Annotated in this window: 15 protein-coding genes; 8 read left to right on the top strand and 7 right to left on the bottom strand. The window is 68.9% G+C overall.

Annotated elements, in window-relative coordinates; translation table 11 throughout:
- Positions 1 to 10 precede the first annotated feature (10 nt).
- The gene (locus tag ABG090_RS00985) at positions 11 to 448 is read left to right on the top strand and encodes a hypothetical protein (RefSeq protein ID WP_347755586.1); all 438 of its coding nucleotides are present in this window, start codon (positions 11 to 13) and stop codon (positions 446 to 448) included.
- On the opposite strand, the gene map is transcribed toward ABG090_RS00985, so the two are convergent.
- The 3 genes from map to ABG090_RS00970 form a co-directional block, all read right to left on the bottom strand.
- Positions 449 to 1,231, bottom strand: a complete 783-nt coding sequence (gene map, locus ABG090_RS00980; RefSeq protein ID WP_347755585.1) for a type I methionyl aminopeptidase — start codon at positions 1,229 to 1,231, stop codon at positions 449 to 451. It lies immediately after the preceding gene.
- A gap of 58 nt (positions 1,232 to 1,289) precedes the next feature.
- Complete coding sequence (locus ABG090_RS00975; RefSeq protein ID WP_347755583.1) at positions 1,290 to 2,678, bottom strand: sugar porter family MFS transporter; 1,389 nt, start codon at positions 2,676 to 2,678, stop codon at positions 1,290 to 1,292.
- 104 nt (positions 2,679 to 2,782) lie between these two features.
- Positions 2,783 to 4,999, bottom strand: coding sequence for an AAA family ATPase (locus ABG090_RS00970; RefSeq protein WP_347755581.1), 2,217 nt, complete (start codon positions 4,997 to 4,999; stop codon positions 2,783 to 2,785).
- Between the two features lie 311 nt (positions 5,000 to 5,310).
- Here ABG090_RS00970 and ABG090_RS00965 point away from each other — a divergent pair, with 311 nt between their 5' ends.
- The 3 genes from ABG090_RS00965 (at position 5,311) to ABG090_RS00955 (ending at position 7,033) form a co-directional block, all read left to right on the top strand.
- On the top strand, positions 5,311 to 5,478 hold the full coding sequence (locus ABG090_RS00965; RefSeq protein ID WP_347755579.1) for a hypothetical protein: 168 nt from the start codon (positions 5,311 to 5,313) through the stop codon (positions 5,476 to 5,478).
- An 85-nt stretch (positions 5,479 to 5,563) separates the two neighbouring features.
- The gene (locus ABG090_RS00960) at positions 5,564 to 5,908 is read left to right on the top strand and encodes a signal peptidase II (protein WP_347755577.1); all 345 of its coding nucleotides are present in this window, start codon (positions 5,564 to 5,566) and stop codon (positions 5,906 to 5,908) included.
- Positions 5,909 to 6,070: 162 nt separating this feature from the next.
- A complete protein-coding gene (locus ABG090_RS00955; protein WP_347755575.1) occupies positions 6,071 to 7,033 on the top strand; it encodes a cytochrome c oxidase assembly protein in 963 nt (320 codons plus the stop codon).
- Between the two features lie 387 nt (positions 7,034 to 7,420).
- Here the strand turns inward: ABG090_RS00955 and ABG090_RS00950 are convergent, their stop codons facing one another.
- A complete protein-coding gene (locus ABG090_RS00950; RefSeq protein WP_347755573.1) occupies positions 7,421 to 8,803 on the bottom strand; it encodes a M23 family metallopeptidase in 1,383 nt (460 codons plus the stop codon).
- A gap of 759 nt (positions 8,804 to 9,562) precedes the next feature.
- On the opposite strand from ABG090_RS00950, the gene ABG090_RS00945 reads away from it, so the two are divergent.
- Positions 9,563 to 10,324, top strand: a complete 762-nt coding sequence (locus ABG090_RS00945; protein WP_347755572.1) for a M23 family metallopeptidase — start codon at positions 9,563 to 9,565, stop codon at positions 10,322 to 10,324.
- Positions 10,325 to 10,330: 6 nt separating this feature from the next.
- On the opposite strand, the gene ABG090_RS00940 is transcribed toward ABG090_RS00945, so the two are convergent.
- The 3 genes from ABG090_RS00940 to ABG090_RS00930 form a co-directional block, all read right to left on the bottom strand.
- Positions 10,331 to 10,969 carry a copper resistance CopC family protein gene (locus ABG090_RS00940; protein ID WP_347755570.1) on the bottom strand — a complete coding sequence of 213 codons (639 nt, stop codon included), beginning with the start codon at positions 10,967 to 10,969 and terminating at the stop codon, positions 10,331 to 10,333.
- A 111-nt stretch (positions 10,970 to 11,080) separates the two neighbouring features.
- Positions 11,081 to 12,019 carry a cation diffusion facilitator family transporter gene (locus ABG090_RS00935; protein WP_347757641.1) on the bottom strand — a complete coding sequence of 313 codons (939 nt, stop codon included), beginning with the start codon at positions 12,017 to 12,019 and terminating at the stop codon, positions 11,081 to 11,083.
- The gene (locus ABG090_RS00930; protein WP_347755568.1) at positions 12,003 to 12,413 is read right to left on the bottom strand and encodes a metalloregulator ArsR/SmtB family transcription factor; all 411 of its coding nucleotides are present in this window, start codon (positions 12,411 to 12,413) and stop codon (positions 12,003 to 12,005) included. Before ABG090_RS00930 ends, ABG090_RS00935 begins: the two co-directional genes overlap by 17 nt.
- Before the next feature lie 410 nt (positions 12,414 to 12,823).
- Between ABG090_RS00930 and ABG090_RS00925 the strand changes: the two genes are divergently transcribed.
- Genes ABG090_RS00925 through ABG090_RS00915 form a run of 3 tightly spaced genes read left to right on the top strand, consistent with a single transcriptional unit; the run spans position 12,824 to position 15,145 of the window.
- Positions 12,824 to 13,531 carry a Pr6Pr family membrane protein gene (locus tag ABG090_RS00925; protein WP_347755566.1) on the top strand — a complete coding sequence of 236 codons (708 nt, stop codon included), beginning with the start codon at positions 12,824 to 12,826 and terminating at the stop codon, positions 13,529 to 13,531.
- Between the two features lie 56 nt (positions 13,532 to 13,587).
- Positions 13,588 to 14,343, top strand: coding sequence for a Pr6Pr family membrane protein (locus ABG090_RS00920; protein WP_347755564.1), 756 nt, complete (start codon positions 13,588 to 13,590; stop codon positions 14,341 to 14,343).
- Between the two features lie 34 nt (positions 14,344 to 14,377).
- On the top strand, positions 14,378 to 15,145 hold the full coding sequence (locus ABG090_RS00915) for an alpha/beta fold hydrolase (RefSeq protein WP_347755562.1): 768 nt from the start codon (positions 14,378 to 14,380) through the stop codon (positions 15,143 to 15,145).
- Positions 15,146 to 15,182 lie beyond the last annotated feature (37 nt).

The following is a 15,182-nucleotide window of genomic DNA, read 5'->3' as shown; positions in this document are numbered from 1 at the left end:
GGGGGTCGCCATGGATACCGAGCAGCAGCGCAGCGGGCGGCAGCACACGCCGATCAGGCACCGCACCGCGCCCGAGGCGGCGCCGATGGTGGCGGGCCGCGCCACCGGCTGGGGCACCAAGCGACGCACCAGCGTCGGCATCGCCATGCTGGTCGTCGGCCTCGGCCTGACGGCCGCCGCGCTGATCGCGCTCGGCGCCCGGGTGTTCCCGGCGTTCGACGCTGCGCGCGACAGCGGCGTCGACCCCGCCGCGTACTACTTCATGGGCACGAGCGGCTCCGTGCTCGAGCTCGTGCTCGTGATCGGCCTGATCGCGCTCCTGCCGGTCGGCATCGTGCTCGGCTGGCTCGGCTATCGGCAGCTCGTCGACGACGGCCCATCGCTCGCGGGCGTGCACCAATCGAACTCGCCCAACGCCATCATCAATCTCGGCGCCGAATCCGTCTGATCAGTCGCGCTGCGTCTTCGGCAGCGTCAGGATCTCTGCGCCATCGGCCGTGATCGCGATGGTGTGCTCGGAGTGCGCCGTGCGGCACCCGGTCTTGCTGCGCAGCGTCCAGCCGTCGGCATCCGTCACCAGCACGTCGGTGTCGGCCATCACCCACGGCTCCACCGCGAGCATCATGCCGGGGCGCAGCGGGAAGCCGCGGCCGGGGCGGCCGTCGTTCGGGATGTGCGGATCCTGGTGCATCGTGGTGCCGATGCCGTGGCCGCCGAAGTCGGTGTTGATCGCATAGCCGGCCTCGCGCAGCACCGTGCCGATCGCGTGCGAGATGTCGCCGGTGCGGGCGCCCGGCGCAGCCGCCGCGATGCCGGCGGCCAGCGCGCGCTCGGTCACCTCGATCAGCGCACGGCTCTCGTCGTCGCCCGTGCCGCCGATGACGAAGCTGATCGCGGCATCCGCCGCCACGCCGTCGAGCAGCACCGCGAGGTCGAGCGTCAGCAGGTCGCCGTCGGCGAGCCGGTAGTCGTGGGGCTTGCCGTGCAGCACCGCGTCGTTCACGCCGGTGCAGATGTAGTGCCCGAAGGGGCCGCGGCCGAAGGACGGCGCGTAGTCGACGTAGCAGGACTGCGCGCCCGCGGCCTCGATCATCGCCTTCGCCCAGCGGTCGATCTCGAGCAGGTTCGTGCCTGCCTTCGCGCGCGCCTTGAGGCCATGCAGGATGTCGCCGACGAGCGCACCCGTCCGCTTGCCGCGCTCGACTTCTGTCGGGCTCAGGATCTCGATCATGCTTCCATCCTGGCAGTCGCCGGCCGGTGGCCGATGCCCGACGGCCGGCCGCGCGCGGTCACTGCCGCGCGTACGCGCTGCCGGAGGTGATGTCGGCCTCGAGCCCCTCGAGCGTGCGACCGCGCGTCTCCGGCACCTGCGTCGCGACGAACAGCACCGCGAGCGCGCCGACGGCCGCGAAGAGGAAGAAGGTGCCGGTGATGCCGGTCGCCTCGACAAGCGTGGGGAACCAGAGCGCCAGCGTGCCGTTTATGACCCAGTTGGCCGACGCCGCGATGCCGATGCCGAGCCCGCGCATGCGCAGCGGGAAGATCTCCGACAGGTAGACCCAGGTCGCGACGTTGAGGAACGTCTGGATCGAGCCCACGAACGCGACGACGAGCACGAGGATCACGAACGGCCGGATGGGGTTGCCCGGCTCGAGCAGCACGGATGCGATGCCGATCAGCAGGTGGAAGACGGTGGTGAGCCCGAACCCGAGCAGGAACGTCGTGCGGCGGTCGACCCTGTCCATCATCCAGAGCGCGATGAAGCCGCCGATGACACCGATGACGCCCGGGGCGATGTTGGCCACGAGCGCGGCCTGCTCGGAGAAGCCCGACTCCACCAGCACCGTCTGCCCGTAGTACATGATCGAGTTGATGCCCGAGAGCTGCTGGGCGACGCCGATGCCGATGCCGACCAGCAGGATGCGCCGCGGGCCGCGGCTGCGCAGCACATCGAGGAGCCCGGCCTTCGCGAGGCCATCGCCGTCGGCGACGAGCGCGATCTGCTCGAGCTCGGCCACGGCCCGATCCTCCGATCGCACGGTGCGCAGCACGGCGAGCGCCTCGTCGCGCCTGCCCCGTCGCGCGAGCCAGCGCGGCGACTCCGGCATGCGGAGCATGCCCGCGAACAGCGCGATCGCGGGCAGGGCGCAAACGGCGAACATGATGCGCCAGACGCCGTCGAGGTGGCCGAGGGTGATGCCGATCAGGGCGTTGACGATGAAGGCCGCGAGCTGCCCGATCACGATCGCGACCTCGTTGCGGCCGGAGATCGAGCCGCGGATCTCGTACGGCGCCATCTCGGCCAGGTAGACGGGCACGACGGTCGAGGCGCCCCCGACAGCCAGGCCGAGCAGCACGCGGCCGAGCACCAGCACGGCGAAGCCGGGCGCTGCCACCAGCACGACGGTGCCCACGAAGAAGAGCACGGCCAGGGCGATGAGCATCGTGCGGCGACCGAACGCATCCGACAGCCGGCCGGCGATGAGCGCGCCGATCGCGGCGGCGAACACGAGCGAGCTCGTGACGATGCCCTCGGTGAACGCCTCGAGGCCGAGCTCGGCGCTCAGTGGCCGGAGCGCGCCGTTGATGACGCCCGTGTCGTAGCCGAACAGCAGGCCGCCGAAGCAGGCGACGATCGAGATGACGCCGAGCCGGGCGCGGTGCGGGCCGGGCGTCAATGGGGGCAGCGCAATCAATGGACCCCCCCGTGGTGCCCACGCACCTGCCGTCGTCTTCGCGTTCGGCAGCGCCGACATCCCTCCAGCCTACGAGGTGGCGCGGCTCACAGGTCGTCGAGCGGCTCGCCCTCGATCACCTCTGGCTCGCCGTCGCCGGCATCGAACGACCAGCGAGCGGGACGCTCGGCGCCAGCGGGGCCGAGCCACAGCTCGCCGCCACCGGGCGCCACATCGACGACGACGGTGTCGCCGTCGCGCACCTCGCCCGCCAGCAGCGCGCGCGCCAGCCGGTCGTCGATCTCGCGCTGCATGAGCCTGCGCAGCGGCCGGGCGCCGTACAGCGGGTCGTAGCCGCGCTCCCCCAGCCACTGCGTCGCCGCATCCGACACCTCGACCGTGAGCCGACGCTCGCGCAGCCGCCGATCGAGCCCGCCGATCTGGATCTCGACGATGGAGCCGAGCTCCTCGGGCGAGAGTGCGTCGAAGATGACGATGTCGTCGAGCCGGTTCACGAACTCGGGCTTGAACGCCGCTCGCACCGCGCCCATCACCTGTTCGCGACCCTGCGCGTGCGGGATCGTCGGGTCGGTGAGGAACACCGAGCCGAGGTTGGAGGTGAGGATGAGGATGGTGTTGCGGAAGTCGACCGTGCGGCCCTGGCCGTCGGTGAGGCGGCCGTCGTCAAGCACCTGCAGCAGCAGGTCGAAGACCTCCGGGTGGGCCTTCTCGACCTCATCCATGAGGATCACCGAGTAGGGGCGGCGGCGCACGGCCTCGGTCATCTGCCCGCCCTGCTCGTAGCCGATGTAGCCGGGAGGGGCACCGACGAGCCGCGCGACCGAGTGCTTCTCGCCGTACTCCGACATGTCGATGCGCACGAGCGCCTTCTCGTCGTCGAAGAGCAGCTCGGCGAGCGCCTTCGCCAGCTCGGTCTTGCCGACGCCGGTGGGGCCCAGGAACAGGAACGAGCCGGTGGGCTTGTCGGGGTCGGAGACCCCCGCGCGAGTGCGTCGCACGGCATCCGCGACCGCACCGACGGCCTGCCGCTGCCCGACCACGCGGCGCCCCAGCTCGTCCTCGAGCGCGAGCAGCTTCTCTGTCTCACCCTGCAGCAGGCGGCCGACGGGGATGCCCGTCCAGGCTGCCACCACCGAGGCGATGTCGTCGCTCGTGACCTGGTCGCCGACCATGCGCGCGCCCGACTCGGCAGCGCTCGCCTCGGCCTCGTGCAGCTGCTTCTCGATCTTGGGGATCTCGCCGTACAGCAGGCGGCTCGCGCGCTCGAGGTCGCCCTCGCGCTGCGCCCGCTCGGCACGACCGCGCAGCTCATCGAGCGACTCGCGCAGCCCGCCGATGCGGTTGAGGCTCGCGCGCTCGGCCTGCCAGCGCTCGTCGAGCTCGCCCAGCTGCGCTCGCAGTTCCGCGAGGCTCGCCTCGAGGGCGGCCAGGCGCTCCTTCGAGGCGTCGTCGCGTTCGCGCTTGAGCGCGAGCCGCTCGATCTCCATGCGGTCGACGGTGCGCCGCAGCTGGTCGATCTCGGTCGGCGCCGAGTCGATCTCCATGCGCAGCCGGCTGGCCGCCTCGTCGATCAGGTCGATCGCCTTGTCCGGCAGCTGACGCGCGGTGATATAGCGGTTGGAGAGGGATGCCGCGGCGACCAGCGCGCTGTCGGCGATCGTGACCTTGTGGTGCGCCTCGTACCGCTCCTTGAGCCCGCGCAGGATCGCGACGGTGTCCTCGACGCTCGGCTCTCCCACGTACACCTGCTGGAAGCGGCGCTCCATCGCCGCATCCTTCTCGATGAACTCGCGGTACTCGTCGAGCGTGGTCGCGCCGATCAGGCGCAGCTCGCCGCGCGCGAGCATGGGCTTGAGCATGTTGGACGCGCCCTGGCTGCCCTCCGCGGCGCCGGCGCCCATGATGATGTGCAGCTCGTCGATGAATGTGACGATCTCGCCGCCCGCCTTGGCGATCTCGGCGAGCACGTTCTTCATGCGCTCCTCGAAGTCGCCGCGGTACTTGCTGCCGGCGATCATCGCGTTGACGTCGAGCGCCACGAGCCGCTTGCCCTTGAGGCTCTCGGGCACGTCGCCCGTGACGATGCGCTGCGCGAGGCCCTCGACCACGGCGGTCTTGCCGACGCCGGGCTCGCCGATGAGCACCGGGTTGTTCTTCGTGCGCCGCGAGAGCACCTGGCTGATGCGCCGGATCTCGCTGTCGCGCCCGATGACGGGATCGAGCTTGCCCGCCCGCGCGATCGCGGTGAGGTCGGTGCCGAACTGCTCCAGCGCCGACTTCTGATCGTCCTGGTCCGGCGACATGCCGCCCATCCGAGCCATTGGTTCCCCCTGATCTGCGGCCTGGCCTCCCCCGGCCGACCGCTGCTCTCAAACTTGAGTGGTGTTGACTCAAGTTTACTCCCATTCAGCGCGAATGGGTAGATGGGATGCACCTCGGCTCGCGGCGAGTTGTAGCTTCTCAATTTCGATGTCGCATTCTCAATTTCGTGGCGCCGTCGTGGCGCAGCGTTCTCAATTTCGTGCCGTAACGCATGCTCGAGATATGAGCAGCGGCCAGCTGCTTGATACCGACGCGACGGCGGCCGGTACGCTTGGCGCATGCCTGAGAGTTGGTGGGAGAACGGAGCTTCTCGCTCATCCCGACGATCGTGCTCGGGCTCATCTTCTGGATGGTGCTGCGCATGATCATCCGCGGCGACCGCACCGCCCGCCGCGAGTACGACCGCATCGAGGCTGAAGAGCGCGCCTCTTCGAGGTACTGGCCTGATGTCGACGACTGACAGCAGCTCGCCAAGCCCCTCGGCGGCACAGGCAGTCGTCGCGGGGAGCGAAGCCACTCCACACACGAGACCTCGACTGCGGAGGGTGGCCCTGCTCGGCTACGCCACCGCGCTCGCCGCCATGGCGATCGATCAACTCAGCAAGGTCTGGGCAGAGGCGACCCTCGCTATCGGCGAGCGTCATCCGGTGCTGGGCGACATGCTCGCGATGCAACTGGCCTACAACCCCGGCGCGGCATTCTCGCTCGGCGCCAGCGCGACGCCGTTCATCACCGTACTCGCCGCCGCAGGCACGATGTTCGCCGCTTGGCTCACCTGGAGAACCACGTCTTGGCCCAGGGGCGCCCGCATCTGCTGCTACCGCCACCTGCGCCCGCACCGGCCGCGACTGCCGCAGAGCGATGACAGCGGGCGATCGGTGGGCTGGTGAGGGTGCGCCGAGGGAGTGCTGCGGCAACGCGCGGCCATCGAACCAGGGATGGAACAATGTCGCAGTTGTGGCGGGCGTCGTGAGCCGCCCACGATCCATCCCGCACCAGCGCCGAGCAGCGTGTGATCGCTGGGCCGTCGCACCGGATCGCGAGCTTCGGCGATGAGCGGCTCCGACACCGTCGGTCCACTGTTGCCCCCAAGCTTCGACCAGTTCCTGCTCCCGGGCTCTCCGGCCGCGCCGGTGCTGCCGGCGGTCGCGGTGATCCTCGCCATCGCGTATCTGGCGGGTGTCGTGCGTTTGCGGCGCCGCGGGCAGCGTTGGCCGTGGTTGCGCACCGCCTGCTTCCTGCTCGCCTGCCTGCTGATGGCGGTGGTCACCGGTGCAGGAGTCGACGCCTATGGCCAGCTGATGTTTTCCATATTCATGTTCCAGCAGCTCGCGTTGATGGTGGTGATCGCCCCGTTGCTCGCTCTCGGATCTCCGGGAACCCTGCTCCTGCGCGCCATGCCGCATCGTGGGCTTGGCAACACGGTGCTCCGAGTCGCACTGTGTGGGCTGCGCTCGAGAGCGGCCCGATTCGCGCTGCATCCGGCGCTGGTCATCCCGTTGATGCTGCTGTCGTTCTTCGGGCTCTACGCCGGTGGCGTCGCGGATTTGGTTCTGCGAACCCGGAACGGCCACGTCCTCCTTGAAGTCGTGTTCCTCATCGTGGGGATCCTGATCACCGCGCCGCTAGTGTCGTCGGATCTGCTCCCGCGCCGACCCTCGTATCCGAGCCGGATGTTTGACGTGTTTCTCGAGATGCAGGTGCATGCCGCCTTCGGGCTCGTGATGCTCTTCTCGTCCATTGCGGTCGTACCCTACTTCGCGACCTCAACGCCGGAATCCTGGGATGTTGACCCGGTTCGTGACCAGGGGATAGCTGGGATTCTGGCGTGGACGTTCGGGGAGCTGCCATTGCTGGCGATGCTGATCGTCACGCTCGCACGCTGGCGACGCCAAGACACGAGGCAAGCGGGGCGGAACCAGCGCCGCGCCGATGAAGACACGGAGGCGTACAACGAGTACCTGCTGCATCTGCAGCAGCGCGCGCGGGACAGCGACGCGGAACAGCGGAACTGAACAGCCCCCGTCGACCCGGGAGCGATCGCCGACCTACTGCCGCCAAGACTGCGGCCGGGCGGCGAGCCAGTGCTTGACCGCTTTCTTGGAGCGGCCTCGACCGTGTCCATCAACCGCGTCGGCCCGTGTCGTTACGCATCGACGTCGACGGTCACGTAGCGATCACCGCGATGCGCATGACGCCAACCGTGCTCGTCCACGCCGAGCATCGCGAACCCGTCGAAACCTGCCGGTCCGTCGAGCCGGCGACGCCCAGCCCTGCCGCGAACCGGACGACGGTGAGGTGGCCGAGCACCAGCGACTGCAGCACCCACCACAGTCCCGTACGGAGATTCGCCTGTGGCTCTGCCGACGCGACTGTGAGCGGACGCATCCATACGGCCACCGTTAGCGGAGCCGGACACCGCGCGCGTTCAGGAACGATTCAGGGTTGGTCAGTGTGCCGGCGACGCGGAGTTGGAAGTGCAGGTGGCAGCCGGTCGAGTACCCCGTCGAGCCCTCGTAAGCCACGATCTGACCGGCGCTGACGCGCTGCCCGGGGTAGACGTTCGCGGGGCGGATCATGTGGAAGTACTCGCTCTGCACGCCGCCGCCGTGATCGATGTAGAGCATGTTCGCACCGTAGGTGTCGCGCGAGCGCAGCGTGACGGTGCCGTCGGCGACGGCGTAGATCGGGGTGCCGCAGCCGGCGGCGATATCCATGCCGGCGTGCAGCTTGCGGCCCAGCTGCCCGAGGGGGTCGTTGCGCCAGCCGTACGCAGACGTGAAGCGGCCGTAGTGCGGCGTGACCCAGCCGCTGCTGCTCGGATCCGTCACCGGCACGGAGCCGCCACCACCGGTGCCTCCACCGTTCTGGGCGGCCTGCTCGGCGAGCCGTCGCTGCTCCTCGAGCGCGCGTTGGCGCGCCTCCTCGCGCTCACGCGCCTCGCGTTCGCGCCGCAGCCGCTCCTGCTCGGCCAGCCACGCGCGGTGGCGCTGACCTGCCTGGTAGTCGTCCTCGGTCGCCGCACGGTTCTCGACCAGCACTTCGAGCTGCGCCGCGAGCTCGACGCGGCGTTCCTGCTGGGCCACGACAGCCTCTTGCGCCGCGATCGCCGCGGCCTGTGCCGCCGCGTAGGCCTCGTCAGCGGTGACCTTGAGTGCCTGGAGCTCGTCACGGGCGACGGCGGCCTGGTCCTGCAGCGCCTGCGCGGTATTGGCATCTTGCTGTGCCTGCTCGTAGAGCGTGTCTGCGGTGCCGGCGGCACGATCCATCATGTCGAGGCGGTGGAGCCAGGAGTCGGCGGAACCGGGGTTCGCGAAGAGCTCGGCGCTCATGTCGCCGGTGCCGCCCGAGCGCGCGAGCTGCGCGGCGAGCTGGCCGGCGGCGAGCTGCGAATCCTCGGCGCTCGCCGTGGCCCCGTCGGCCTGCTCCTGCAGCCGCTCGGCGACCGCGACGGCCTCGTCGTAGACGCGCTGCGCCTCGATCGCCTCGGCAGCGCGCTGGTCGGAGAGGGCCTGCGCGTTGACCGCGTCGGTCTCCAATTGCGAGATGAGGGCGCGGATCTCGCTGATTTGCTGGTTCTTGGCGCTGACGTTGCCGCGTGCGGCCTCGACCTCCGCCCAGGTGGGGAAGCCGTACTCGTCGACAGCATCGGCCTGCGGCACGCCCGGCACGATCAGCGTCGAGACTATGGCGCCGGCGGCGACAGTCGCAGCGGCGCCGAATCGGAGGCGGCGCCAGCGCGAGCGCGCTCGTTCGGCGCGTGCCGACCAGTCAGGCTGGGCCATCTCTCCCCGTCTCGCAGCGTCAGACCGCTGCATTGTCCGCTGTCGGCACCCGGTTCAGAACAGACGTCACAACCTAAGCCTGAACAAGGTACCAACTTTCATCTTCCACCTGAGAGTCGAGCCTCATGGATCGCAGACAGGCGTGTCCCGAATCGGCACTCCCGCCGTTGCATGCATCACGCCGCGACTAGCTTGCTCATCCGTTACCATTCCGTTACCTTGGTAAGGATCGCGCGATTGACACAGGCTGCTCGCACGGTGACGGCATGAGGGTGAGCACCCATTTCATGCTGTGTCTCGAATTAGATACCTGATCGTTCCACCCCGAGGACCAAGTTTCGCGTGACGCCAGAACCCGACCAGTCACCGGGCGCGCCGCTCGAAAGTACATTCCCGTCGGATACACACTTCCTGACTCGGAAGGCCGCGCGAGAGCATGAGCGCGCCTCTGCGAAGATCGCGCGGACCGCGGCGGAGGCTCGTGCTGGCGCGAGGGCCACTGTCGCTGAGGGCTCCCCGCCGATCTACACGAGCCGGCGCGCAATGCGCGAAGCCGCCACCCGCGCGGCGCACGCTCTCCCGGTCCAGATTGCCGAGCCGACCCACACGGTTCCGCGCATCGTCGTCGACGCACCTTCGCTCGGCACCGGTGGCGAACATGTGCCGTCCGCCCGGGTCGCGCGCCGGATGGTGCCCCGACCCGCGCTCCACTCACCGTCTTCGCGACCGTCCACCACCGTGCGGCGGGCTCGCAGGGTTGTGCAGAAGGTCACCGCTGGCGCGGCCCTGCTGTTCATCGGCTCGCTCGTCGTGGTGACTTCCCTACCTGCCCAGGCGGTGCAGTCGCCGAGCGAAATCGCCCCCGAGGTCGCACAGCTCGAACCGGCAGTGCAGTCACTGGGTCCCGTCACCGGGGATGCGACGACCCTCTTCACCCGCGACGAGATCGGCGTCAACGACCCGCTCGAGACCGCGATGATGTCGCCGGGCGAGCTCGCTGCATTCCAGGCGGTCGCCGATTCCGAGCGAGGCGGCTCTTACTACGGCGGCGACCCGGCCTTCCCCAGCACGTGGGCGATGCTCGAGACCGACTACGTGCAGACGCCGTTCCCGGAGATCGCGCAGCTGCCGGTCTCGAGCGGCTTCGGGTACCGGCCCGGCGGCTTCCACGGCGGCACCGACCTCCCGTTGCCCCCGGGGCAGGAGGTCCGGCCGATCGCGAACGGTGTCGTTTCGGCAGTCTGGCAGGGCAACAACCCCGGTGGCGGCGGCTACGCGGTCTTCGTCGACCACAACATCGATGGCCGATTCGTCCAGTCCTGGTACCCGCACATGCAAGCGGGATCAATCCGAGTCGAGGTCGGTCAAGTCGTCGACGTCTCGACCGTTGTCGGCCAGGTGGGCAGCACCGGCCGGGTCACGGGACCGCACCTGCACCTCGAGATGAAGAACAGCGACTACGTCTCCTTCGACCCCCTCCTCTGGCTGCAGACCCGCGAGACACGCCTCGAGACCGGCTAGCGCGAATCAGCTCAGCTCGGCCTCACCAGCCCGACGGTTCGAGCGTCGACTGAGCGCGAATACGATCCCGGCCGCCAAAGCCAGCAGCGCGGCTACTCCCCCGCCGATGAGCAGCGGCAAGCTTGAGCCCTCCGTCGGCTCACCCGCGGCACCCGCATCGGCCGACGCTGACGGCTGCGGCTCGCTGGACGGTGCGCTGTCCGTGGCCTCAGCGGGAGCGGGCGCCGCCGAAGCCGCAACGCTTTCGCCGCACACCGGTGCCGTGTTGCTACCCAGCGCAGCCTCAACACCCGATGCCGGCTCGAAGGCGAACTCGACCGTGCTGTCGACCGCATGGCCATCCGCGGACACGAGCTGATAGGTCAGGGTGTAGTCGCTGGCGGTCCCGAGCTCGGCGTCGAGCGCGATAGTGTCCCCATCGACGGTGGTGCAGCCATCGCCGTAGAACAGCCCGGCGGCGTCCGTCAGCTGCATCACGTTTGCGCCGCTCGCCCCCTCGATCGCGAGGATTTCCTCGTTCATCACGACACTGAACGTGCCCGGCTGCTCCACCACCACGTCTCCGCTGCCCGGGGTCGAGCCGACAACGGATGCATGGGACGGCAGGAGGATGACGGCCGCTGCAAGGGCGGAGATGAGCAGCATACGACCACCCTAGGTCGACGGCGCCGTCGACCGATCCTCTGACGCCTCCAACCCCACTTCCACTGACCGATGGACCCGTATCCTGGTGAAGCCGTAGGCCGCCTCGACCACCTATGGGTGCCTGACAGCACTGGCCTCCTGTTCGCTGATCTGCGCTGTCTCGATCTGGAAGGTCGAATGGGGCACGGCGATGCGGAAGTGCCCCGCGACGCAGCGCTGAATGTCTTCGAGTACTTCTGCGGCGTGCCCATCGGTGAAGCACCCGTCGCCGACCACCACGTGCGCGCTGATCGTCGGCAGCCCTGTCGCGACGGTGGAGGCGTGCAGATCATGAACATCCTGGACGTGCTCGAGCTCGAGGATGTGGCGACGAACGTCGTCGAGGTCGAGTTCCTTCGGTGTGAACTCCATGAGTACACCGGCGGTCTCCTTCATCAGGATGAACGCTCGCGGCGCGATCAGCGCTGCGATGAAGAGGCCTGCGATCGCGTCGGCCTGCTGGAAGCCGGTCGTCCAGATGATGATCGCCGCAGCGATGACGCCGAGAGAACCGAGCGCGTCGTTCAGCACCTCGAGGAACGCGGCACGCATGTTGAAGTTCGCGCCACGACTCGTCGAGAGCACCACGATCGCGATGATGTTCACGACGAGTCCGACCACGCCGAACACGAGTAGTTCGGATGCTGGGATCTCGGGAGGCTCGAAGAGCCGACGAATCCCTTCGACGGCCGCATACACGCCGACGGCGAGCAGCAGCGTGGCTTGGCCCAATGCGGCGATCACCTCGATGCGGCGGAACCCCCATGTTCGCTTGGATGTTGACGGCTTCCGCATGAGTGTCGCCGCGATCAGCGCGACCAACAGCCCTGAGGCATCAGTAATGGCGTGCGCCGTGTCGGTGAGAAGGGCGAGACTCCCCGTCACGATGGAACCGATCAGCTGGGCAACAACGATCGTGACCGTGAGCCCGAAAGCGATGCCGAGCCGGACTCGGAAGTCGCCCGTCTCCCCAGTGCCGCCAGTCGACCCGTGGCTATGCGTCGTTCCCATGCACATGCTCCTCCCGTGAAGTGCGCTCGACACTGCGCGCGGCGTCGGTGAGATGGGCGCAGAGCGCATACCGCGAGCCGGTAGCCTCAAGCAGCCGCTCTGCAGCGACGATCAGTGCACCGAGCGCCACCGGCTCCGTCAACGCATACCAGGTTGACCGCCCATCGAGCCGCGCATCGACCAAGCCACACTCGACAAGAAACGCGATGTGCTTGCTGACCGTGGATTGTGCGAGGTCCAGGTGATCCACTAGGTCGCGCACGCGGTGTTCGCCCAAGGAGAGATGCTGAAGCAGGCTCAGCCGAGACCGATCAGCCATCGCCTGAAATAGATGGGCGAACGCGTCTGTGGCTTCAATATCCAAGACGGCGCTTTGCCGCTTACTGATCGTCATGCAGCGATGTTAACACCGATAGACGATCTAGGTTTGGCCGCCAGCACCAGAGCCACGCGATCGTACTCCGGCGCTGGGCTCGCGACTCACGACCTTCTGCGTGCGCGCCCTTCTGCTCGTGGCTCGCGTCGAACGCCTGGCGGCGCCCGGCCGAGTCGGCCAATGCGACTGCTGGATGCGAACGCGCCGGATCCTGCGGAATCTCGCGGAACTCGCGTCGCGGCACGCTGGATCTGAGGATTGCGACACGAACGTGAGAATTGCCGGCGCCCAACCGCCTTCCGGCTTCCCCGGAAATGCGCGGATCTCGTGCGACGCGGAGCGTGAGAACCTACACGAGTCGCCAGTGAACGACCGCAGGACTTCCTCAAGGCTCGAGCAACCCTCACGAGTCTGCCTAGGCTGGAGGAGTGACTGTCACCGAAGACCTGCACATTGCCACCGACCGTCGGCGTCGCTGGCTGCTCGTCGGACGCGCCTCGATCGCGGCCCTGATCCTCGCCGCGGTGGTCGGTCAGATGGTGACGAGCCTGGTCTTCTGGCATGCGCAGGGCGCGCACGATCTCGCGCAGAACGTCGCCAACTACCTGTCGTTCTTCACGGTCGAGTCGAACATCCTCTCGCTCGTGCTGCTCGGCATCCTCGTCGCCGCGCAGCTCGGCGGACCCCGACTCGGGCGGCGCTTCGACGTGCTGCTGCTGGGCGCGACGAGCTACATGGTGGTCACTGCCATCGTCTACAACGCGCTGATGCGCGGCATCGAGCTGCCGCCGGCCGCCACGCTCGACTGGGCCAACGAGGTGCTGCACCTGATCGCGCCGCTGTGGATGGTGATCGACCGCATCGCGAGCACGCGCGAGAGCGAGTTGCAGTGGCGCGACGTCGGCACGGTCACGCTCTTCCCCGCGGCATGGCTGGCCTTCACGCTGCTGCGGGCGCCGAAGACGCCCGAGGAGGCGGTGGAGAACCCGTACTGGTACCCGCATCTGGACCCGTCGACCTACGACGACGGCTACTTCGGCGTGGCCACGACGTGCCTCGCGGTGACCGCGCTGCTGGTGCTGGCAGCCGCCGCGCAGGTCGCATATGTGCGCTGGCGGCAGCTTTCGCGCAACTAGGCTGGGCCGCGACGGGGCGCTCGCCCCGAGCACGAGCCGAATCCCCAGGAGCGACCATGTCGACCGCCCCGCAGCCCGCGCCCACCACTCACGCCCCCGCTGCGCCACAGCCGTCGATCGTGCGCCGCGTACTGCTCGTCGGCCGCGCCCTCATCGCGTTGCTGATCCTGGCTGCGGTGATCGGCCAGCTCATCACGAGCGTCACGTTCTGGACTGCGCGCGGCGACGAGTCGATCCCGCTCAACGTGCTCAACTTCTTCTCGTTCTTCACTATCGAGTCGAACGTGCTGGCCATGGTGGTGCTCGGCGTGCTCGTGGCGGCGCAGCTCGGGCGCCCGAGGATCGGCCGCCGCTTCGACGTGCTGCTGCTGAGCGTGACCTCCTACATGGTCATCACCGGCATCGTCTACAACATCCTCCTGCGCGGCATCGAGCTGCCGCAGGGCGCGACGCTGGGATGGTCGAACGAGATCCTGCACCTCGTCGCGCCGCTGTGGATGCTGGCCGACTGGCTGCTCAGCTCCGGCAAGCGCGATGTGCGGTTCCGCGATCTCGGCATCGTGATCGTCTTCCCGATCGTGTGGCTCGCCTACACGCTGCTGCGCGGACCCTTCACGATGGATCAGGCGACCGGTCGCGACTGGTGGTACCCGTACCCGTTCCTCGACCCGGCCTCGCACGCGAACGGCTACGGCGGCGTGGCCATCATGAGCGTCATCATCGCCGTGACGGTGGTGCTCGTGGCCGCCGGCCTCATCGCCTACGCGCGCTGGCGCCGGCGCACATCCGGCGCCGAGGCCGTCGTCGCCTGACACGCCCCACCGACCCCCTCGGTAGCGTGGGGGCATGACCGGCGCGCTCCACACCACGCAGCTCGGTGAGCACGGCTCCCGGGTCACCTTCTGCCACGGCCTCTTCGGGCAGGGCAAGAACTGGACCCAGATCGGCAAGGCGCTCAGCCCCCGGCACCGCGTCACGCTCGTCGACATGCCAAACCACGGCCAGTCCGACTGGACGGAGCGGCTCGACTACGTCGAGATGGCGGATGCGGTGGCGGGCCTGCTCGACGAGCCGGGCGCGCTCATCGGCCACTCGATGGGCGGCAAGGCGGCGATGCTCACGGCGCTGCGGCATCCAGAGCTCGTCGAGCGGCTCGTGGTCGTCGACGTCTCGCCGGTGCAGTATCGCTCGACCGACGAGTTCCGCGGCTTCATCGACGGCATGCTCGCCATCGACCTCGCGCAGGTCGAGTCGCGCGCCGACGCCGATGCGGCGCTCAGCGAAGCCGTGCCCGACCGGGGCATCCGCGGGTTCCTGCTGCAGAGCCTGCGCCGCGACGAGGACGGCTGGCGCTGGCTGCCGAACCTCGAGGTGCTGCGCCGCGATCTCGACGTGCTGCGCGGCTTCCCGGAGACCGACGCCGTCTACGAGGGCCCGGTGCTGTGGATCGGCGGGGCGGAGTCCGGCTACGTGCGCGACGAGTTCGCCGACGCCATGGAGGCGCGCTTCCCGCGCGTGCGACGCGTGACCATCAAGGAGGCGGGGCACTGGGTGCACGCCGAGCAGCCGAAGGTGTTCACCGAGGTGCTCTCGCGCTTCCTCACCGACGACTGACGCGGCGGCCGGCGGCGCACCCGGGGCCGCCGCGCAT

The organism is Agrococcus sp. ProA11 (assembly GCF_039880525.1).
GTDB classification, from domain to species: Bacteria; Actinomycetota; Actinomycetes; order Actinomycetales; family Microbacteriaceae; genus Agrococcus; species Agrococcus chionoecetis.
The sequence above is the reverse complement of the archived record's forward strand: the minus strand, read 5'-3'. Positions and strand labels throughout refer to the sequence as shown.

Bases quoted from the DNA above. Each gene is read 5' to 3' on its own strand.
- ABG090_RS00930 (WP_347755568.1), bottom strand. From the start codon at position 12,413: ATGACGATCAGTAAGCGGCAAAGCGCCGTCTTGGATATTGAAGCCACA.
- ABG090_RS00920 (WP_347755564.1), top strand. From the start codon at position 13,588: ATGTCGACCGCCCCGCAGCCCGCGCCCACCACTCACGCCCCCGCTGCG.
- ABG090_RS00955 (WP_347755575.1), top strand. From the start codon at position 6,071: ATGAGCGGCTCCGACACCGTCGGTCCACTGTTGCCCCCAAGCTTCGAC.
- ABG090_RS00940 (WP_347755570.1), bottom strand. From the start codon at position 10,969: ATGCTGCTCATCTCCGCCCTTGCAGCGGCCGTCATCCTCCTGCCGTCC.
- map (WP_347755585.1), bottom strand. From the start codon at position 1,231: ATGATCGAGATCCTGAGCCCGACAGAAGTCGAGCGCGGCAAGCGGACG.
- ABG090_RS00935 (WP_347757641.1), bottom strand. From the start codon at position 12,019: ATGGGAACGACGCATAGCCACGGGTCGACTGGCGGCACTGGGGAGACG.
- ABG090_RS00985 (WP_347755586.1), top strand. From the start codon at position 11: ATGGATACCGAGCAGCAGCGCAGCGGGCGGCAGCACACGCCGATCAGG.
- ABG090_RS00970 (WP_347755581.1), bottom strand. From the start codon at position 4,999: ATGTCGCCGGACCAGGACGATCAGAAGTCGGCGCTGGAGCAGTTCGGC.
- ABG090_RS00915 (WP_347755562.1), top strand. From the start codon at position 14,378: ATGACCGGCGCGCTCCACACCACGCAGCTCGGTGAGCACGGCTCCCGG.
- ABG090_RS00950 (WP_347755573.1), bottom strand. From the start codon at position 8,803: ATGGCCCAGCCTGACTGGTCGGCACGCGCCGAACGAGCGCGCTCGCGC.